This window comes from Acidovorax sp. Root267 (genome assembly GCF_001429215.1).
Lineage (GTDB): Bacteria > Pseudomonadota > Gammaproteobacteria > Burkholderiales > Burkholderiaceae_C > Acidovorax > Acidovorax radicis.
Map to the genome: position 1 here is coordinate 249,983 of NZ_LMJC01000012.1, position 18,505 is coordinate 268,487.

The 18,505-nt window shown below is 67.2% G+C and carries 18 protein-coding genes; 7 read left to right on the forward strand and 11 right to left on the reverse strand.

What is annotated here, in order from left to right; all coding sequences use genetic code 11:
- Both ASE39_RS10665 and ASE39_RS10670 read right to left on the reverse strand, forming a co-directional pair.
- Positions 1 to 759 (reverse strand): YdcF family protein, encoded by a 759-nt coding sequence (locus tag ASE39_RS10665; RefSeq protein ID WP_057271117.1) that lies wholly within the window; start codon positions 757 to 759, stop codon positions 1 to 3.
- Between the two features lie 123 nt (positions 760 to 882).
- A complete protein-coding gene (locus ASE39_RS10670; RefSeq protein ID WP_057271118.1) occupies positions 883 to 1,671 on the reverse strand; it encodes an alpha/beta hydrolase in 789 nt (262 codons plus the stop codon).
- 188 nt (positions 1,672 to 1,859) lie between these two features.
- Between ASE39_RS10670 and ASE39_RS10675 the strand changes: the two genes are divergently transcribed.
- Together ASE39_RS10675 and ASE39_RS10680 are read left to right on the forward strand one after the other, a co-directional pair.
- On the forward strand, positions 1,860 to 2,381 hold the full coding sequence (locus ASE39_RS10675; RefSeq protein WP_029414219.1) for a flavin reductase family protein: 522 nt from the start codon (positions 1,860 to 1,862) through the stop codon (positions 2,379 to 2,381).
- Positions 2,378 to 2,968, forward strand: a complete 591-nt coding sequence (locus ASE39_RS10680; RefSeq protein ID WP_057271119.1) for an MOSC domain-containing protein — start codon at positions 2,378 to 2,380, stop codon at positions 2,966 to 2,968. Before ASE39_RS10675 ends, ASE39_RS10680 begins: the two co-directional genes overlap by 4 nt.
- 87 nt (positions 2,969 to 3,055) lie before the next feature.
- Here ASE39_RS10680 and minE read toward each other — a convergent pair whose 3' ends face one another.
- The 3 genes from minE to minC all read right to left on the reverse strand — a co-directional run bounded on the left by minE (position 3,056) and on the right by minC (position 5,117).
- Positions 3,056 to 3,322, reverse strand: coding sequence for a cell division topological specificity factor MinE (gene minE / locus ASE39_RS10685; protein ID WP_010465263.1), 267 nt, complete (start codon positions 3,320 to 3,322; stop codon positions 3,056 to 3,058).
- A gap of 3 nt (positions 3,323 to 3,325) precedes the next feature.
- Positions 3,326 to 4,144 (reverse strand): septum site-determining protein MinD, encoded by an 819-nt coding sequence (minD, locus tag ASE39_RS10690; RefSeq protein ID WP_010465261.1) that lies wholly within the window; start codon positions 4,142 to 4,144, stop codon positions 3,326 to 3,328.
- 205 nt (positions 4,145 to 4,349) lie between these two features.
- Entirely contained in the window at positions 4,350 to 5,117 is a 768-nt protein-coding gene (minC, locus tag ASE39_RS10695) for a septum site-determining protein MinC (RefSeq protein ID WP_057271120.1), read from the reverse strand.
- 531 nt (positions 5,118 to 5,648) lie between these two features.
- On the opposite strand from minC, the gene ASE39_RS10700 reads away from it, so the two are divergent.
- Complete coding sequence (locus tag ASE39_RS10700) at positions 5,649 to 7,079, forward strand: hypothetical protein (protein ID WP_057271121.1); 1,431 nt, start codon at positions 5,649 to 5,651, stop codon at positions 7,077 to 7,079.
- A gap of 26 nt (positions 7,080 to 7,105) precedes the next feature.
- Positions 7,106 to 8,029, forward strand: a complete 924-nt coding sequence (locus tag ASE39_RS10705; RefSeq protein WP_057271122.1) for a DMT family transporter — start codon at positions 7,106 to 7,108, stop codon at positions 8,027 to 8,029.
- 102 nt (positions 8,030 to 8,131) lie between these two features.
- On the opposite strand, the gene ASE39_RS10710 is transcribed toward ASE39_RS10705, so the two are convergent.
- From ASE39_RS10710 to ASE39_RS10720, 3 genes are all read right to left on the reverse strand, one after another.
- Positions 8,132 to 8,398, reverse strand: a complete 267-nt coding sequence (locus ASE39_RS10710; RefSeq protein ID WP_057271123.1) for a hypothetical protein — start codon at positions 8,396 to 8,398, stop codon at positions 8,132 to 8,134.
- Between the two features lie 236 nt (positions 8,399 to 8,634).
- The gene (locus tag ASE39_RS10715; protein ID WP_057271124.1) at positions 8,635 to 8,913 is read right to left on the reverse strand and encodes a hypothetical protein; all 279 of its coding nucleotides are present in this window, start codon (positions 8,911 to 8,913) and stop codon (positions 8,635 to 8,637) included.
- Positions 8,914 to 8,973: 60 nt separating this feature from the next.
- Positions 8,974 to 10,107, reverse strand: a complete 1,134-nt coding sequence (locus ASE39_RS10720) for an MFS transporter (RefSeq protein ID WP_199864266.1) — start codon at positions 10,105 to 10,107, stop codon at positions 8,974 to 8,976.
- 75 nt (positions 10,108 to 10,182) lie between these two features.
- On the opposite strand from ASE39_RS10720, the gene ASE39_RS10725 reads away from it, so the two are divergent.
- On the forward strand, positions 10,183 to 11,106 hold the full coding sequence (locus ASE39_RS10725; RefSeq protein WP_057271440.1) for a LysR substrate-binding domain-containing protein: 924 nt from the start codon (positions 10,183 to 10,185) through the stop codon (positions 11,104 to 11,106).
- A gap of 63 nt (positions 11,107 to 11,169) precedes the next feature.
- Here ASE39_RS10725 and ASE39_RS10730 read toward each other — a convergent pair whose 3' ends face one another.
- Both ASE39_RS10730 and pssA read right to left on the reverse strand, forming a co-directional pair.
- A complete protein-coding gene (locus ASE39_RS10730) occupies positions 11,170 to 12,012 on the reverse strand; it encodes a PhzF family phenazine biosynthesis protein (RefSeq protein ID WP_057271441.1) in 843 nt (280 codons plus the stop codon).
- Positions 12,013 to 12,054: 42 nt separating this feature from the next.
- Positions 12,055 to 12,681 carry a CDP-diacylglycerol--serine O-phosphatidyltransferase gene (pssA, locus tag ASE39_RS10735; RefSeq protein ID WP_010465242.1) on the reverse strand — a complete coding sequence of 209 codons (627 nt, stop codon included), beginning with the start codon at positions 12,679 to 12,681 and terminating at the stop codon, positions 12,055 to 12,057.
- A 226-nt stretch (positions 12,682 to 12,907) separates the two neighbouring features.
- Between pssA and ASE39_RS10740 the strand changes: the two genes are divergently transcribed.
- Together ASE39_RS10740 and ASE39_RS10745 are read left to right on the forward strand one after the other, a co-directional pair.
- Positions 12,908 to 14,893 carry an acyl-CoA synthetase gene (locus tag ASE39_RS10740; RefSeq protein ID WP_057271442.1) on the forward strand — a complete coding sequence of 662 codons (1,986 nt, stop codon included), beginning with the start codon at positions 12,908 to 12,910 and terminating at the stop codon, positions 14,891 to 14,893.
- 95 nt (positions 14,894 to 14,988) lie between these two features.
- Positions 14,989 to 16,011, forward strand: coding sequence for a tripartite tricarboxylate transporter substrate binding protein (locus tag ASE39_RS10745; protein ID WP_010465237.1), 1,023 nt, complete (start codon positions 14,989 to 14,991; stop codon positions 16,009 to 16,011).
- A 212-nt stretch (positions 16,012 to 16,223) separates the two neighbouring features.
- Here ASE39_RS10745 and ASE39_RS10750 read toward each other — a convergent pair whose 3' ends face one another.
- Positions 16,224 to 18,299 carry an acetoacetate--CoA ligase gene (locus tag ASE39_RS10750; RefSeq protein WP_057271125.1) on the reverse strand — a complete coding sequence of 692 codons (2,076 nt, stop codon included), beginning with the start codon at positions 18,297 to 18,299 and terminating at the stop codon, positions 16,224 to 16,226.
- Between the last annotated feature and the right edge of the window lie 206 nt (positions 18,300 to 18,505).

Below are 18,505 nucleotides of genomic sequence, written 5' to 3' on the forward strand. Positions count from 1 at the left end.
TTAGCGATCCAGCGACCCGTGCTGGGCCAGGATGCCCAGCCATTCGTGCAGCGCCAGGCTGCTGTCGGCCAGCGCGGAGGCGCGCGGCAACACCCGGTACAGCTTGCGGGCCTGCCCGCCCTTGAAGCCCATGGGCGCGGGCAGCACCTGCAGCCCGGCGCGCTCGAAGGCCTCGGCCGCGCGCACCATGTGCCAGCCATGGGTGACCAGGGCTATGCGCTCGATGCCCGCTGCCTTGAGCAGCGCGGCGGATTTCTCGGCATTGCTGCGGGTGTCGAGCGACTCCACCTCGGTCCAGCGCACCCGCCCTTTGAACTCGCGCTCCACCACATCCTTCATGACCAGTGCTTCGGCCCGCGTGCCGCCGGTGGAGCCGCCCGTCGCCAGGATGGGCAAGCCCGCCCGCTGCTGCAGGTACACGGCGTAGCGCACCCGCTCGCGGGCGCCCCGGCTGAGCACATCCACGCCGTACTCGGGGGCCACGGTGTCGGCACCACCGCCCAGCACCACGATGGCCTGGACCTTCGACTGAAGCAACTGCTGGGGGACGACCGCCGGATAGCGCTCGAGGCTGCGCACCAGCACATCCGACACCGGCGGCCAGGACAGCACCAGCACCGACAGCAGCGACAGCACCACCACCGTGATGCCCGTGCGGCGGTGGTACCGCGCGATCCACAGCCCCACCAGCGCCAGCAGGATGCTGGACACCGGGGGCAACAGCAGCGCAGACAGTATTTTCTTCAGGGCAAACCACATGGCAACAGAAGGAGAAGGAGCAATCAGACCTGCACGCACCCGCCCGGTGGCGCCTTGGCATGGCAGGAAAAAAACGGACCGTTTGGAAGGCCGCAAAAAACGGCCGCGCTGGGTGGGGCAAGCTCAGTGCAGCATCCGCCGCTGGGCCAGAAAGTCCAGCAGCGCGGCATCGAAACCCTCGGGGTCCTCCAGCTGGGGCCAGTGCCCGACATGGGGCAGCACCAGGGTCTGTGCATCGGGCAGCACCTGGGCCAGCGCCTCCAGGGCCACGGGGGGTGTGCAGCGGTCCAGCTCGCCTCCCACCAGCAGCGTGGGCATGGCTAGGTGGGCCAGCGCGGCAGCCCCGCGGTCAAACGTGGGCAAGGCCTCCAGCGCGCGCCGGTAGGCCCCCGGGTACACCTGGGCCAGTGCATGGCTGGCCAGCCGCACCCCTTCGGGCAGGGCTCCGGTGCCGATGAACTGGGGTACCAGCGTCTGCGCCAGCGCCTCCATGCTGCCACCGCCGTCCAGTGCGGTCAGGGCGCGCAGCCGGGGCGCCACCCAGTCTTCCACCGCCTGCGCGTCCAGCGCCGGCCCGCCCGCACACAGCACCAGGCGCTGCACCTGCGATGGGCTGCGCACGGCGGCCTCCAGCGCCACCATGGCGCCCATGCCGTGCCCCACCAGCGTGACCGGGCCACCCTGCAGGGCGTCGATCAAGGCCAGGCAGCTCTGCGCCAGCGCCTTGAAGGTGTAGGGCTCCACGGGCGCACTGCGGCCATAGCCCGGCATGTTCCAGGCCACGGCACGGTAGCCGACCGTGGCCAGTGTTTCCACCTGGGGGGCAAAGGTGAGGTGGTCGCCATCGGCGTCGTGCAGCATGAGCACGGTGGGGCCGGAGCCCAGGGCGGTGAAGGTAGGAAGGACAGCCATGCAGTGGAAAGCGGAACAGGAATGACTTACGCACAACGGGTTTCAGGCAGGCAGCTCGCCCCCACGCCAGGTGGTTGTTGCATCCCGAATTGCGTAAGTCTTACGGAAGTAAACCCCGCAACAGCGCGGTGGTGGGTGGCGCCTGATAATAGTTGCTCCCCCCTGCTGCCACCGCTGGCACCGCTTTTGTGAACCCTTCGCCCCCCCGCCCTGCCCTCGCCCTGCCACCGAGCTTCTCCACACGCGAGTTTCGCGATGCACTGGGCATGTTTGCCACGGGCGTGACCATCGTCACGGCCCGCACGGCAGCGGGTGACCTGGTGGGCCTCACGGCCAGTTCGTTCAATTCGGTGTCGCTGGCGCCCCCGCTGGTGCTGTGGAGCCTGTCGCACGGCGCCAGCACCCTGCCCACCTTTGCCGATGGCTCGCACTACGCCATCCACGTGCTGGCCGCAGACCAGAAGGCGCTGGCCGAGCGTTTTGCCACGCGCGGCATCGACCGCTGGGCAGGCCTGGAACACCGGCCCGGCATCAGCGGTGCCCCGTTGCTGGCCGGGGCAGCCGCCACGTTCGAGTGCTTCAACCGCAGCCAGTACAAGGAGGGCGACCACACCATCTTTGTGGGCGAGGTCGAGCGCTGCGAGCACCGCGAAGGCATCTCGCCCCTGCTGTACCACGGGGGCAAGTTCTACACCGAGCACCCGCTGTGACGACCCCCACCGTGGCCGTGCGCCACGTGAACATCGGCCTGGCCCGGCGCCTGAAGGTGGGCGAACGCTCGGTGCTCACCGCCATCGGCAAGGCGCCCATCGCCGGCCCGGTGGCCGTGGGCCCGCTGGGCCTGGCGGGGGACGAGCAGGCAGACCCGAGCGTGCACGGTGGCCTGGGCAAGGCCATATACGCCTATCCCGCCGCCCATTACGCGTTCTGGCAGGCACAGCGCCGCGAACGGGGCGTGAGCCTGTTCGATGAAACCTTGCCCCCGGGTTTCATGGGGGAGAACCTCACCATCGACGGGCCGCTGGAAGCGGATGTGTTTGTGGGCGATGAATGGCATTTCCCCCACTGCGTGCTGCGGGTGAGTGCGCCGCGCGAGCCATGCTTCAAGTTCAACGCCGTCATGGGTTTTGCGCAGGCGGGCCGCACCATGGCCCTGGCCGGATGCTGCGGCTACTACCTAGCGGTGGACCAGCCCGGCACCATCGCTGCCGGAGAGACCGCCACGCTGGTGCCCGGGCAGCGCGGGCTGAGCATTGCGCAGGCGCTGGCAGGCAAGTGGGCAAAGCACTCGCGCTAGCCAGGTCCCACTGGATTCATCAATTTTGATAGCTACTGGCGCTTACCAGATAAGCGCCAGAGCCAAATTTGGCTCGAAACCGAGCCTTCAACGCACCGTGTCGGGCAGCTCGATCTTGACTTCCAGCACTTCCAGGTTGTCCTGGCGCTCCAGGTGCACCTTGAGGTCTTCGGGGTTGATCTTGACGTACTTGGAGATCACGGCCACCAGCTCGCGCTGCAGCGCGGGCAGGTAGTCGGGCTCGGCGGCGTTGCGGCCGTTGCGCTCGTGCGCCAGGATGATCTGCAGCCGCTCCTTGGCGACGCTGGCGGTTTTCTTCTTCTCGCCGAGCAGGAAGGACAGGAAAGAAGCCATGGCTTATTTGCTCCCGAACAGGCGTTTGAAGAAGCCTGGCTTTTCCGCGTCGATGAAACGCAGCGGCTTGTCGGTGGCGCCCAGGAAGCGTTCGATCACATCCTTGTAGGCCTCGGACACATCCGAGTCCTTGGCATGGATCGCGGGTGTGCCCTGGTTGGACGACTGCAGCACCACTTCCGACTCGGGGATCACGCCGATCAGCTTGATGCGCAGGATGTCCTGGATGTCTTCCAGGCTCAGCATCTGGCCGTCCTGCACGCGGCTGGGGTTGTAGCGTGTGATGAGCAGGTGCTCCTTGATGGGCTCGCCGCCTTCAATGGCGCGCTTGGTCTTGCTGCCCAGCATGCCCAGGATGCGGTCGGAGTCACGCACGGACGACACCTCGGGGTTCGTCACCAGCAGCGCCTCGTCGGCAAAGTGCATGGCCATCAGCGCCCCGCTTTCGATGCCAGCGGGCGAATCGCAGACGATGTACTCAAAGCCCATCTCGGCCAGGTCCTTCAGGATCTTCTCCACGCCGTCCTGGGTCAGGGCGTCCTTGTCGCGCGTCTGGCTGGCGGCCAGCACGAACAGGTTGTCGCACTGCTTGTCCTTGATGAGGGCCTGGTTCAGGTTGGCCTCGCCCTGGATCACGTTGATCAGGTCATACACCACGCGGCGTTCGCAGCCCATGATGAGGTCCAGGTTGCGCAGGCCGACGTCAAAGTCGATCACGGCAGTCTTGTGGCCGCGCAGGGCGAGGCCGGTGGCAAAGCTGGCACTGGTGGTGGTCTTGCCCACGCCACCCTTGCCGGAGGTCACGACGACGATTTTGGCCATGTGTTGGGGTCTCTTGAGGGGTTTGATGATGAATGAAGTATCAATTTTCGTGGTGCATGCACCGGGGCAACGCTTGACACGGGCATGGCCCACACCAGGGCTCCCGCGCAAGGGCCGCCCCGCCGCGCTGGGAGCGTCCCCCTGCCCGCAGCGCGTAGCGCTGCGAGAGCGGGGGGAAGGAGCGAAGCGACATAGGGGGGGTGTTTCACTTGAGAGCTTCGATGATGAGCTTCTCGCCGTCGAGCCGCACCTGGGCCGGCTTGCCGCGCACATCGGCGGGCAACTCGGTTTCGGTGGTGCGGTAGATGCCCGCGATGGAGACCAGCTGGGGCTCCAGGCAGGTCGAAAAGATGCGCGCTTCGGTGTTGCCACGCGCACCGGCAATCGCGCGGCCGCGCAGCGGGGCATAGACGTGGATGTTGCCGTCGGCAATCACCTCGGCGCCAAAGCTCACCACGGCCATCACCACCAGGTCGGCACCGCGTGCATACACCTGCTGGCCCGAGCGCAGGGGTTTGTCCACCACCACGGTGCCGGGGCCGGGCATGGGCACCTCACGCACCACTTCGACCTCGACCTCGCGGATCACCTCGCGCACCACTTCCTGCACGGGGGCGGCAGGGGCTTCCGCGCGGGCGGGCGGTGCGTCGGGCGCTGCGGCCAGCCCTGCGGCGCGCGCGGCGTCCATCTGGGCGGGGCTGCCGCCGCGCACGGCCACGGGCAGGGTGCTGCGGCTGCGCAGTTCGGCCACGATGGCGGCAAAGTCGATGGGTGCCTCGGCCTCGCGCACGGCGGCCAGGTCGATCAGCACGGGGTCGTTGTCAAAAAAGCCCGGGGCGTCGGCCACGCGCTCGGCCAGGTCGGCGGCAAACTGCGCGGCGTCGGTGGTCTTGAGCACCACGGCCACCACGGGCAGCGAGGCGCTCTTGAGGTCAAAGCTGGTGCGGGACTGCGCCGCCGTCGTAAGGGCCATGAATGGGGTGTGGAAAGGAGCGCGGGAACCGTTTCAGAAGGCGCAAAGTGTACCGTGGGCCTGTGTAAGCGCCTGTTTAGCGTGCTCTGGCAGCAGTCTAGGCCCCGCCAAGCAGTTTGCCCTACCAAGGTGGGCGTGAGCAGAGCGGTGCTGTCGGTGCTGTCGCTGGGCCTGGGCAAGGCCTGGGTCTGGCAGTTCAGCGGCTTCGCCCGGGGCCCGGGGCTCGCTGCTGGTGCAATCGCTGATGGCAGCGGAGATTGTGCTGACCCACCCGAGGGTGGGCCGTTATTTGTATCAAACTGTGCTGCTGCGCTTATTAATTCGGCGCCGACAGCTATCATTTTGATAGTCTGGAATGCAGATATATTTGGATCAAGCCTGCTGGGAAACACCTTGGGAAGGGTGGAATCCCCCGCCACGGCCCGCCACAGGTATGCGGATACGACTTCACCCTTCAGAGAAAGAGCATGTATGCATGACGCCAACTTGACCCTTGCTCAGAAAAGAGCCCACCGAGAAACCCCTCAGGCCATGAGCGCCCTGCGCACCGCGCTGGCACTCAGCTGTGCCGCGCTGGCCTTGGCAGGCTGTGGGGGTGGATCTGATTCCAGCCCTGTCGAGACGCCCACCCCACTGGCCGCTCCAGAGAACTTCACAGTCGGTTCGTTTGCCTTTTTTTCCTGGAAGGCAACGCCAGAGGCAACCCGCTACGAGCTCTTCACCGACCCTGATGGCCCAGGCCCCCAGCCTGAAGCCCGGATGGGCGACGCGGAGGGTTTCACCTACTCTTCCTTCAATCAGCAATTCAATGGCAGTCTCACCACTGGCCGTTACCGCTATGCCGATTTCATCAACGCGACCTACCGCTTGCGTGCATGCAACACCACGGGATGTGGCGCGTTCACGGCGGCCCAGGTGTTCGATATTGCCAAGAGCATCAGCTACGAATTCCCCACAGGACGCTCGCCCCTCAAGACGTCCGTGGGCAATACCTCCCTCGAATCCCTGTCCCGGGACGGACTGACGTTGGCCGTCGCCTTGGACAATTTGTACATTTTCGCGCGCAGCTCGACTGCCCATCCGTGGCAGCAGCAGGCCATGTTTTCGTCTCGCGCGACCCGGCTGGTGCTGTCCGCAGACGGCAACACCCTGGCCGTGAGCGGTTTTTTCAATGCCGACGCGCCGCCCGTGCAGGTATACCAGCGCAGCAACGCCACCTGGAGCCTCCAAACCACGGTGGACGCGACGCAGACGCCCCCGGCATGCCCGCAGCCCTGCAAAGTGATTGCGGACAACACGGCGCTGTCGGCCGACGGCAACGTGCTCGCCGTCACGGGCCGTTCGGGTTCCGCAGGCTCCGACACCAACGCCGTTTTCACGTACCTGCGCACCGGCACTGCGTGGGCCCCCCAAAGCTATCTGGCGCCAGCTGCCACCTCCGTAGGGTCGGCGATGGCCCTGTCGGGCGACGGCCGCACACTGGCCGTGAATGGTGGCGCATTCACCAGAACCCAGTTCACCACACCCCCGTACCTGTACGTCTATGTGCAAAGCCCTGAAGGCGCATGGAGCGAACAAGCGCGCCTGCCCGCCGGGATCATGAATTTTCTGGACATTGCCGCATCACGGTTCAGCACGGTGAAGCTGTCCAGCGATGGCAACACCCTGGCTGTCGAAGCCAATCACTTGCCGGGCAACCAGCCCGCAGAGTTCAACATCGGCACCGGGGATCTCACCTGCGGCAGCACGGAACCCTGGAACACAGCGCCCGTGCCAGCAGGGTCCTACAGCAACGCCGCGTGGCACATCGCTGTGTTTGCACGCGATGGCAGCGCAAACTGGCACAGGCAGGCCGTCATGGCGCGCTCCGGCGTCCAATGGGCCTTGGCAAACGACGGCAATGCCCTGTTCTACGGAGGTTCGCTGTTCACGCGCAGCAGTGGCACCTGGGCTTGCCCTTGATCGCCTGATCTGCGAACCACCGCGCCATGCCCCACACCCGCAAGCCCCACCTCGACGCCCTCGCCATCTCTCTGTTGCTGACTTGCTGCATGTTCTGGGGCTTCCAGCAGGTGCTGGTCAAAGCCACGGTGGCCGAGTTGGCGCCAGTGTTTCAGGCCTTTGTGCGCTTTGCGCTGGCCACAGTGGCGGTGGCGGCCTGGTGCCTGTGGCGTGGCGTGCGGCTGTCGGCGGCGGCCGAGCCTGCCGGGGCAGCCCGCGCCGGGCTGCTGGCCGGGGCGCTGTTTGCGGGCGAGTTTGCGTGTATTTACCTGGGCCTGCAGTACACCACCGCCTCGCGGCTCACGGTGTTTCTGTACGCCTCGCCGTTCTGGGTAGCCCTGCTGCTGCCGCGCTTCATTCCTGGCGAGCGCCTGCAAGGCTGGCAGTGGCTGGGCCTGGCTGCCGCGTTTGTGGGCGTGGGGCTGGCGCTGGGCGACGGGCTGCTGGGCCCCGCCAATGCCGCCCTGCCCCAGGCATGGCTGGGCGATCTGCTCGGGCTGGCGGCCGGGCTGATGTGGGCGCTGACCACGGTGGTCATCCGCACCACGCCGCTGGCACGCGTGGCCCCGGCCAAGCAACTGTTCTACCAGGTGGGCGTGAGCACGGCGGTACTGCCCGTGCTGTCGCTGGGCCTGGGCGAGGCGTGGGTCTGGCAGTTCAGCGGCTTTGCCTGGGGCTCGCTGCTGGTGCAGGCGCTGGTGGGCGCGTTTGTGAGCTACCTCGCCTGGATGTGGATGCTGGCGCACTACCCAGCGACCAAGATCTCGGTGTTCGTTTTCCTCACGCCGGTGTTTGCGCTGCTATTTGGCGCGCTGTGGCTGGGTGAGCCCGTGACGCCCGGGCTGGTGGCGGCACTGGTGCTGGTGGCGGCAGGCATCGTGCTGGTGAACCGGCGGCCTGTGGTCGCGTAGTAACCGTAGCAAAAGAGATTGCATAAAAACACCGCCTAACGCTTGATAAAAAAGCACTTGCAGCTGCAATTTTGATAGCAATTGGTGTGCTGGCGGGTGTCGTCAGTCAACCCGACTCAGTGCATACCGTGTATCCAGCAACGCCTGAATGCGCACACCCAGCGCGGCGCCTTCATCGTCCTCCAGCCGTGTGAACTGCTGGGTCCAAGCCTCAGACTGCGCAAAATTCGGAAACCGGGGCGGTTCGCCCCACAACCAGTCCGGGTGGGTGGCCCGGGGGCTTCGGCCGAACACGTGCAGGTGCATCTTGCGGTGCAGCGTGGGGGTTTTGGGCCTCAGAGCCTGTTCAAAGTCTTTTTGGAGTCGCACAAGTACCTTGCCGGGATGGGATGCAAGGCGCGGTGCGCAGTTGATAGCTTGGCTATCAACAAGCGCCGCAACGCCGCAGACCGCCCGGCAAGGCACTTGCCCGAAGGGTTGGAGTGAAATCGGGCGATTGGAAGCCCCGGCTGCTTGCATGGGCACGAGCCCATGCGGCGCATCCGAAGCATCCACTCATCCCGATTGCACTCCAATGCGATCTCCAAAAAGACTTTGAACAGGCTCTAGGGGTGGGCCAGCGGGTTCAGCGCGTTGTTGCCCGCCTCCCAGTAGTTCAGGCAGCCACCAGCGAGCTGCGGCAAGGTGTCGAGCATGGCCCGGCCCGTAGCAGCCACCAGGCACGACCAATGCCCCAGCTCTTGGGGCGTCAGCTCGCTGCGGTCCCAGACGGGGCGCGGAGGGTGGACAAGCACGTGCCCGCCATCGCTGCGGTGGTTCATGGGCCGCACGGGCAGGTCGACCGTGCCACCGGCACAGCGGATCAGGGTGGTGTGGATGTCCAAGGGGAGTTCTCCAAAAAATAGAGGGTTTGTGAGAAAGAGCGATGGTCGATGCGCAGACGATCAATCGCCGCGCGGCACCCAGCAGGCGATGGCCGTGGCCGACAGCAGCAAGGCTGCAACGCCATACACCCAGGCAGAGGGTGCAATGGGCAGCAGCACACCCGCCAGCACCGGGCCCGCACCGGCGCCCAGGTCCCGCCACACCGACCGTGTCGCCAGCGCCTGGATGCGCCCCGGCCCCGGTGTGCGGCGCGCGACCAGCGGCGGCAACAGCGGTAGCAGCAGGGCCCGCAAAATCACGATGGCCAGTGCGCTGGTCCACAGCCACCCCAGGCCAAAACCCACCAGGGCCAGCGACGTGAGCACGGCGAAACCCACGAGCAGCACTTCGGCGCCGTAGCGCTCGGCTAGGTCGCCGCCCAACGCGCTCAGCACGATCTCGGCCAGATAGCGGACCGACAGCAGCATCCCCGCCACAACCACCGGATGGCCCGACAGCACATCGCGGCCCAGGTACGACAAGCCGATGATGAACAGGCCGTCCAGCACCAACCCCTCAACGAACGAAAAACGGTCCAGGCGACCCGGCAACTTGTCCCAGCGCTTTGGCGGTGGCGGCAGAGCATGCGGCTGGGCGGGCAAATGCCGCGTGGGCAGCAAGGCGCACAACGCGACGGCGGCAAACACCCAGAAGATCGCCCGGGGCCCCCACCAGAGCGCACAGACACCCCCAGCAGGCAGGGCCAGCATGGGCCCCAGCGCTGCAAAGGCGCGCGACTGCCCCGCGCGGCGCGCTGCGCCCACGGGCTCGGCCGTGGCCAGCGCCTGCGTGGCGAGGTTCAGCGCCGCAAACGCCAGGCCCCACAGCAGCCGCAGGCCCAACAAGGCGATGAACCCGCTGAGGGTGGCGTACCCCAGCGCGCACGCGGCGGCGGCCAGCACGGCCAGCGAGCAGGTGAGGCGCTCGCCATGGCGGGCGTAGAACCGCGCCACCGCCCCGTAGCCCGCGATGCGCACCAGGCGGTTCGCGGCGAGCAGAATGCCGGCCTCGAACAGGGTGACGCCAAACGCCGGGGCAAACATCGGCAGGAGCAGGTAGAACACCGTGTCCCCAGGCAGTGCAAGGCCGAGCGCCAAGGCGGCGCAGCGCGAGTGGTGGTCTGAGACCGAGGTGTTGGCTGAAGGCTGTGGCATGGCCCGCATGGTGCGCGGCGGCACCGGGCGCGACAAACGATATTGCGGCGCCCCATGCGTGACAAAATCGCACACATGCCACCCCGCCTGCCCCCGCTCAACGCGGTCCGCGCCTTTGCGGCGGCGGCGCGCCACCAGAGCTTCACCCGCGCCGCACTGGAGCTGCACGTCACCCACAGCGCCATCAGCCGCCAGATCAAGGCGCTGGAATCCCACCTGGGCGTGGAGCTGTTCGAGCGCAAGACGCGGCAGGTGCTGCTCACGGCGGCGGGCCACCAGTTCCATGCGCAGGTCGGGCCCGCGCTGGCGCAGATCGGCGCCGCCGCCCAGTCGCTGCGCGGCGACGCGAGGCTGCGCAGCGTCAAGATCAATGTGCGGCCCAGCTTTGCGGTGCGCTGGCTGATCCCCAGGCTGCCGGGCTTTGTGGCCCAACATCCGGACATCGAGCCCCAGGTCATCACCAGCACCCTGGCGCCAGACCAGGCGGCCGAAGCCTTCGACCTGGCCCTGCGGCGCGGCCCGCGCGGGTGGCCGCCGGGTTTGCAGGTCCATCCGTTCCTGGAGGACGAGGCACTGGTGGTGGGGTCGCCTGCCCTGTTCGCCCAGCGCCCGGTGACGCGGCCCGAGGCGTTGTCTTCCCACGTGCTGCTGCTGTCCAAGTCGCGCAGCAAGGACTGGGAAAGCTGGAAGAAGCAGGTGAACGCGCCAGCGCTCCAGCCTGCCGGCTGCCTGCAGTTTGATCACCTGCACTTCGTGCTGCAGGCCGCCGTGGACGGGCTGGGCTTTGCCGTGGCGCCGGTGTCGCTGATCACGCACGACCTGGCGTCGGGGCGCTTGGTGTCGCCTTTGCCCACCTTGCGGTTGCCGCTGACCCGGCACTACTTCGGCACGGCCCCGGACCCGTCGCCGGAGACCCTGCGTTTTGTGCAGTGGCTCAGGGAAGAGATGGAAGCATCAGCGCCTTCCGAAGCAGTCCCCGTACAGCCGATTTCTGATTAAAAACGAGGTCTAGCGCTTTATCATCAAGCGTCAATAGCTATAAAATATATAGCAAATGCCAAATCATTCCCCGTCGCCCATCCACCGTGCCGTGCCCGACACGCGGATGGAGCTGCCCGCCACCGGCCCCACCTCGGCGCGCAGGCGCGAGCGCATGCCCATGTCCTCGCCCTGCACCACATCGATGGCGCCGCCGTGTGGCCAGCCCAGGTCGCGCAGGTAGCCCGCCAGCGCGGCGGTGGCAGCGCCCGTGGCCGGGTCTTCGAGCACGCCGCCCGAGGCAAAGGCATTGCGGGTGTGCAGCAGGCGGTCTGACTCCACACACACCAGCACGATGGTGACCAACCCGGCATTCACCATGAGCGAGCGGCCGGCGTCCAGCGCGTAGTGCATGGCCGCCAACGTCGCACGGCTGCGCAAGGCCAGCACCAGGTGGTTGGCGCCGCCATGGATGAGTGCAGGCGGGATGCGCGGGTCCAGATCGGCCGCGCTGAGGCCGAACAGGGACAGGGAATCGGCCAGCAGCGCCGCTGGCACCGGCCCGCTGTGCGTGGGCGGTGACTGCAGCGCCGCCTGCACCAGCTCGCCCTGTCGGCGGCCTTCGACCGTGATCTCGGCCTGGCTCAGTGACAGCACAAACACACCGTCGCCCTCGCGCTGCGCCAGCGCGGCTCCCAGGGCAATGGTGGCATGGCCACAAAAGGGCACCTCACTCTCGGGCGAAAAATAGCGCACACGCCAGCGGCCATCGCCCAGCGGGGCGGCGAACGCGGTTTCAGAGAAGCCTACCTCGGCGGCAATGCGCTGCATGTCGGCAGGGGCGGGCAGCTCGTCACCGATCCACACACCGGCGGGGTTGCCGCCCTGTGTGCCGTCGGAAAACGCTGCGATTTTTTGAAGTGCCATGGTATTCAACATCCAGAACGGCAGGACGAGCCAGGCAGTGGCTCAGAGCTTGGGAATCCGAATCCGGCTGATCATCAACGACCCGGATACCGCAAACAGCAGCACCAGCGGGTGCAGCGTGAAGCCGCCGATCAGCACCTTGCCAAACCACAGGCTCTCGCGCACGGCGCCCAGCCAGGCGGCCAGTGCCAGCAGGCCCACCAGCACGATGGAGGTGGGGATGGGCGTGCCTTCAAAATATTTGACCTTGCCGTCGTCACCCGACAGGGTTTCGGCCGTGACGTTGTAGCGCGCCAGACGCGACACGCCGCAGGCCACGAAGTAGGCGAGCACGATGCGGTCGTACAGGCCTTGCATGCCGCAGCCATAGGCAATGATGGCCGGGGCCACGCCAAACGAGATCACGTCGGCCAGCGAATCCAGCTCGCGGCCCATGGCCGAACTCTTCTGGCGCCAGCGGGCGATGCGGCCGTCCAGCACATCGAAGATCAGCGCGGCGAGCACCAGGGCGCAGGCGAAATACACGTGCACCACGTCGCCGGTTTCCAGGTAGGTCATCGACGAGAACAGCGCCCCCACGCCGCAGACCGCGTTGCCCAACGTGAACCAGTCGGCCAGGTGGAATTCGCGGATCATGGAGAAACGCTTGGGATGTTGGGGTGTGTTCATGTCGAGGGCTCCGGTCGCGCCATGCAGGCGAGAACGTGGTTACGTTCTCAGGACGCCGCATTATGAGCGGCTGTGCACGGCGTTTTCTGTAGGCACACCGCCCGCCCGGCGGAGCGGCGATACCGGGCAGGGGTACCGCTCCGCAGCGCGTCCCGGCGGGGACGCCCGGCGATTGTCAGGAAGGCCGGGTAGCCCAACAATGCCTGATCCGTTCACTGCCGACCCCATGACCACCACCCCCGCAGCCCCCCGAACCACGTCAGCGCCGCCCCGCAACCCTCCGTTTGCCCCCACCGCCCCGGTGCGCAGCCTGCAGGACGTGCAGCGGCTCGAAGCCCGGCCGCTGGGTACGGCGCTGCCGGTACAAAGCACCTACGAAATCTTCTGCAACGCCGCCCATGCGTTTGGCGACAAGACGGCGCTGACCTTTCTGCCCACGGCCGACCCGGCGGACGAATCCATCCGCTGGTCGTACGCACAACTGCTCTGCGGCATCCACCAGACGGCCAACCTGCTGCACATGCTGGGCGTGGGCCCACAAGACGCCGTGGCCGTGCTGCTGCCCGGCTGCCTGGAATACCACCTGGCGCTGTGGGGGGGCGAGGCGGCGGGCATTGTGCAGCCGCTCAACCCCATGCTCACCGACGAGAAGATCGCAGCCATGATGACCCTGGCGCACGCCAAGGTGCTGATCGCCTATGGCGCCGAAGGCGATGTGGGTTACTGGAGCAAGGCCCAGCGCCTGATGGGCATGGTGCCCACCCTGACGACACTGCTGCGCGTGGCGCCCCACGACGAAGCCCCCGGTGCTGCGGGCCCGCTGCCCGAGGGAGTGGTGGACCTGGCCGAGCGTTTGCAGCACCCCGGCGACCATCTGGTGAGCGGCCGCCACATCGTGGCCAGCGATATCGCCGCCTACTTCCACACCGGGGGCACCACGGGTGCGCCCAAGCTCGCGCGCCACAGCCACGGTGCACAGGTATTCACGGCGTGGGGCTGCGTGCAGATGCAGGGCATCACGCCCGGGGACGTGGGCATCAACGGCTACCCGCTGTTCCATGTGGCGGGGGTGTTGCCGGGCTCGCTGGCGGCGCTGTCGGCCGGGGTGGAAACCATCATCCCGACCACCGGACTGTTCCGCAACCGGCAGGTCATCGCCAACTACTGGCGGCTGGTGGAGCACTACCACTGCACCTACCTGTCCGCCGTGCCCACGGTGCTGGCGGCGCTGGCCAATGTGCCGCTGGAGGGGGCGGACATCTCCACGCTGCGCTACTGCCGCACGGGCGCGGCCATCCTCGCGCCCGAGCTGGCGGCACGGTTTGAGCGGCTGTTTGGCCTGCACATCCACGAAAGCCTGGGCATGACCGAAATGGCCGGCATCTCCACCATCACCCCGCCCGGCGTGCACGCGCCCGCGGGCTGCGTGGGCTGGCCGCTGCCGTACACGCAGTTGCGCATCGTGGCGCTGGATGCGCACGGCAATGCGTCTGATCAGGACATGCCGCCCGGTGAGCCCGGCATGGTGCTGTTCCAGTCGCCCAACCTGTTCTCGGGCTTTCTGGATGCAGCCGACACGGCCAAGGCCTTCACGCCCGATGGCTGGCTGGCGACGGGCGACCTGGGCTTTGTAGATGGAGAGGGCCGTCTGCACCTGAGCGGCCGCTCCAAGGACCTCATCATCCGCAGCGGCCACAACATCGACCCCAAGGTGATCGAGGACGCGCTGGGTGCCCACCCCGCCGTGCAGCTTGCCGCCGCGGTGGGTGCGCCCGATGCCTATGCGGGCGAGCTGCCTGTGGCCTATGCGACGCTGGTGCCGGGCGCTGAGGCCACCGAGGCCGAGCTGCTGGCCTTCACCGCCGAGCGCGTGGACGAGGCCGTCGCCCGCCCGCGCTGGGTGCAGGTGCTGGGCACCATGCCGGTGACCAATGTGGGCAAGATCTACAAGCCCGATCTGCGCCAGCGCGCGGCCTGCCACACGGTGCAGGCGCTGGTCGATAGCGTGTGCGCCGACGCCCTGGGCCAGCCCCGCCCCCGGGTGCAGCCCGAGGGCGACAGCGCCGTGCGCGTGACCGTCACGTCTGCCAGCGCGGCCCCTGCCGACACGGACGCGCTGCTGGCCCGCCTGCGCGAAGTGCTCGCGCCCCTGCCTCTCACCGTCACGGTGGCCAGCGGCCCGGCGCCCGAAATCGATCACCCACCCGCATAAGCCCGCGTGACAGACCCCTGCCGGCGCGCCACCATGCACGGCGGAGCCCGTTCGGTTTCTTTGCTTCTTACAACAACCACGACAGGAGACAGCGCATGCCCTTCCACCATCCGTTGATGAACCGCCGCCACTGGCTGGGCAATGCCGCGCTGGCCGCCGCTGCGGCCTGTGTCGGCACCGGCACCAGCACGGCCGTCTTTGCGCAGGCACCCGCCTACCCCAACAAGCCCATCAAGGTGATCGTGCCCTTTGCCGCAGGCGGCGCCACCGATGTCCTGGCGCGCGTGCTGGCCGAGAAGATGTCGGTGGGGCTGGGCCAGCCCATGGTCATCGACAACAAGCCCGGTGCGGCCGGCATCATCGGCACCGATGCGGTGGCCAAGGCTGCGCCCGACGGCTACACGCTGTTGCTGGGCCTGAGCAATTCGATGCTCACCAACCAGTTCCTCTACACCAAGCTGCCCTACAGCCCCGAGCGCGACATCGCGCCCATCTACCAGATTGCGATTGCGCCGCTGGTGCTGGTGGCGCACCCCAGCGTGCCCGCAGCCACGGGGCCCGAGCTGCTCAAGTACGTGGTGGCCAACAAGGGCAAGGTGTCCTATGGCTCGTATGGCACGGGCGCGTATCCGCACTTGGCCGGGGCCTACATGAGCCTCACGCAGAACGCCGACATGAGCCACGTGGCCTACCGGGGCGAGGCGCCCATGGTGCAGGACCTGCTGGGCGGCCAGATCCAGATCGCGTTTGCGAGCGCGCTGCAGGTCAAGGCGCACATCGACGCGGGCAAGCTCAAGGCCATCGGCGTGAGCGGCGAACACCGCATGGGCACCCTGCCCAACGTGCCCACGCTGGCCGAGCAGGGCCTGAACGACGAGGCCTACCGTGTGGCGGGCTGGCTGGCGTTCGGCGCACCGGCCGGCACACCCGCGCCCATCCTGGAGCGCATTGCTGCTGAGGTGCGCAAGGCCACGCAGTTGCCCGACGTAGCCCAACGCATCGCGGCCATGGGGTTTGATGTGCAGAACAGCTCACCCGCGCTGTTTTCCGCCGCGATTGCCAAGGAGCGACCGGTGTGGGAGCGATTGATCAAGGCGTCCGGCGCGAAACTTGACTAACCCCCTGAGGCGCTGCGCGCCTTCCCCCTGAAGGGGGACGCCGCCAGCGCGGCGGGGCGGCCCTTGCGCGGCGGCACTGGCATGGCGTCACGCCCTGAGGCGAGCAGTCAGGAGAAACAGGGCGGCTGGAACCAAGGACGGCCAGGCACCCCACGGATAGGACAATTTCAAATAAAAACAGGCTCCTGCGCTTTTCCCCAAAGCGCAGGTAGCTATGTTTTTTGCATCGACTTCGCCCGCTGCGCCGCAAACGCCACATACCAGTCCAGACACCCCGGATTCGCCATCGCGTCCTTGTTCACCACCTTTTCGATCGGCTGGCCCAGCAGCAGTTTCTTGATGGGCAGCTCCTGCTTCTTGCCGCTCAAGGTGCGCGGCACCTCGGCCACGGCAAAGATGTCGTCGGGCACAAAACGCGGGCTCAGCGCCGTGCGCACGGCGCCATTGATGCGCGCGCGCAGGGCATCGTCGAGCACGTTGCCGGGGCGCAGCACGACGAAGAGCGGCATGTAGCTCTCGCGGCCCAGGTATTCCAGGTCCACCACCAGGCTGTCGAGCACTTCGGGCAGCGATTCGACCGCGCTGTAGATCTCGCTCGTGCCCATGCGCAGGCCGTGGCGGTTGATGGTGGCGTCGCTGCGGCCGTAGATAACGCAGCCGCCGTTGGCGCCGATCTTGAGCCAGTCGCCATGGCGCCAGACCGCGCCCATGCTGGCGGGGCCGTCGCCACCGCCGGGCTGGCGGCCGTGGCCTGCAGGGTACATGTCGAAATAGCTCGACAGGTAGCGGCTGCCATCCTTGTCGCCCCACAGGTACAGCGGCATCGACGGAATCGGCTGCGCACAGACCAGCTCGCCCACCACGTCCTGCACGGGACGGCCCTCGGCGTCCCACGACTCCACAGCCGCGCCCAGCATGCGGCACTGCATCTCGCCAGCGACTTGTGGCATCTCGCGGTTGCCGCCGATGAAGGCGCCACAGAAGTCGGTGCCGCCGGAGATGTTGTTCCACCAGATGTCGTGCGTGCCCAGCGCCTCGAACTGCGCCGTGCCCCACTCCTGCACCTCAGGCGACAGCGGCGAACCCGTGGTGCCCAGCGCGCGGATGCGCGTCAAGTCGCCATAGTCCGCGAGCGTGATGCCCGCCTTCATGCAGTTGGCAAAAAACGCCGCGCCCGCGCCGAAAAAGGTCACCCCCGTCTCGGCCGCAAAGTGCCACAGCACGCCCCAGTCGGGGTTCTCCTTGCTGCCGCCCGGGTTGCCGTCGTAGATCACGCAGGTGGTGCCCGACAGCAAACCCGAGAGCTGCGCATTCCACATCACCCAGCCTGTGGAGCTGTACCAGTGGTAGCGCTCGCCGAAGCTGTTGGGCGCGTAGCTGCAGCCGATGTCGTTGTGCAGCACCTTGAGCTGCAGTGCCACCAGCACCGTGCCGCCATGGCCGTGCACGATGGGCTTGGGCAGCCCCGTAGTGCCGCTGGAATAGACGATCCACAGCGGGTGGTCGAACGGTAGCCACATCGGCTCGAAGGCTGCGGTCTCAGCATCATTTTGGGCTGTGGCGCTTTTCCAGACTGCGCAATCAGCTATCGAAACAGAAGCATCAAGATTGCCCAGCAGCACCACGTGCTGCACGCTGGGCAGGTCGGCGCGCAGTTCGGCCAGCACGCCCGTGCGGTCGTGGTCACGCCCGCCGTAGGTCACACCATCCACGCTGATGAGCACCTTGGGCTCGATCTGCCGGAACCGGTCGAGCACCGCATGCGTCCCCATGTCAGGGGCGCAGATGCTCCACACGCCGCCAATGCTCACCGTGGCCAGGAAGGCGATCATCGCCTCAGGCACATTGGGCAGGTAGGCAGCCACGCGGTCGCCGGGCGACACGCCCTGGGCCTTGAGGTGCAGGGCCAGCGACGCGACCTGGCGGCGCAGCTCGGGCCAGCTCAACTCGCGGTGATGGCCTTTTTCGTTGCGGCTGATGATGGCGGGCAGGCCGGCGGCGTGGGCGGCGTCCACATGGCGCAGCGCCTGCCGCGCGTAGTTGACCTGGGCACCCGGAAACCACTGGGCGCCGGGCATGGTGTTCTTGCCCAGCACGGCGGTGTGGGGCGTGGGAGATTCGATCTCGAAGTAGTCCCACACGCTTTGCCAGAAGGCGTCCAGCTCGGTGGTGGACCAGCGCCACAGGGCGTCATAGCTGTCGAACGCGAGCCCGCGCTCGTCGCGAAGCCAGTTCTGGTACAGCCGGATCTGGGGAATGAAAGGCGGGGTGGTTGGTGTTGTCTCCATGGCGACGCAGCGTACCAGTGCCACCGCCGCCCGGCCAGACGGGCCCGTCGCCCGCTTGACACGGGGCGCCGTGGTGCGGTCTTCGCCACCCCGGGCCTCGGTCTGACAAAAATGGAAACACGCTTTGCCCCAGCGCCGCGGTCAGCGCCCAGCCGCCCTCCGTATGGGCGACTGGCTAGCAGAAACATCGCACCGGCACAAGATTT

What these genes read in the sequence shown, in the direction of transcription:
- minD (WP_010465261.1), bottom strand. Translation starts at nt 4,144, where the DNA reads ATGGCCAAAATCGTCGTCGTGACCTCCGGCAAGGGTGGCGTGGGCAAG.
- minE (WP_010465263.1), bottom strand. Translation starts at nt 3,322, where the DNA reads ATGGCTTCTTTCCTGTCCTTCCTGCTCGGCGAGAAGAAGAAAACCGCC.
- ASE39_RS10705 (WP_057271122.1), top strand. Translation starts at nt 7,106, where the DNA reads ATGCCCCACACCCGCAAGCCCCACCTCGACGCCCTCGCCATCTCTCTG.
- minC (WP_057271120.1), bottom strand. Translation starts at nt 5,117, where the DNA reads ATGGCCCTTACGACGGCGGCGCAGTCCCGCACCAGCTTTGACCTCAAG.
- ASE39_RS10665 (WP_057271117.1), bottom strand. Translation starts at nt 759, where the DNA reads ATGTGGTTTGCCCTGAAGAAAATACTGTCTGCGCTGCTGTTGCCCCCG.
- ASE39_RS10725 (WP_057271440.1), top strand. Translation starts at nt 10,183, where the DNA reads ATGCCACCCCGCCTGCCCCCGCTCAACGCGGTCCGCGCCTTTGCGGCG.
- ASE39_RS10670 (WP_057271118.1), bottom strand. Translation starts at nt 1,671, where the DNA reads ATGGCTGTCCTTCCTACCTTCACCGCCCTGGGCTCCGGCCCCACCGTG.
- ASE39_RS10700 (WP_057271121.1), top strand. Translation starts at nt 5,649, where the DNA reads ATGAGCGCCCTGCGCACCGCGCTGGCACTCAGCTGTGCCGCGCTGGCC.
- ASE39_RS10750 (WP_057271125.1), bottom strand. Translation starts at nt 18,299, where the DNA reads ATGGAGACAACACCAACCACCCCGCCTTTCATTCCCCAGATCCGGCTG.
- pssA (WP_010465242.1), bottom strand. Translation starts at nt 12,681, where the DNA reads ATGAACACACCCCAACATCCCAAGCGTTTCTCCATGATCCGCGAATTC.
- ASE39_RS10720 (WP_199864266.1), bottom strand. Translation starts at nt 10,107, where the DNA reads ATGCCACAGCCTTCAGCCAACACCTCGGTCTCAGACCACCACTCGCGC.
- ASE39_RS10745 (WP_010465237.1), top strand. Translation starts at nt 14,989, where the DNA reads ATGCCCTTCCACCATCCGTTGATGAACCGCCGCCACTGGCTGGGCAAT.
- ASE39_RS10730 (WP_057271441.1), bottom strand. Translation starts at nt 12,012, where the DNA reads ATGGCACTTCAAAAAATCGCAGCGTTTTCCGACGGCACACAGGGCGGC.
- ASE39_RS10740 (WP_057271442.1), top strand. Translation starts at nt 12,908, where the DNA reads ATGACCACCACCCCCGCAGCCCCCCGAACCACGTCAGCGCCGCCCCGC.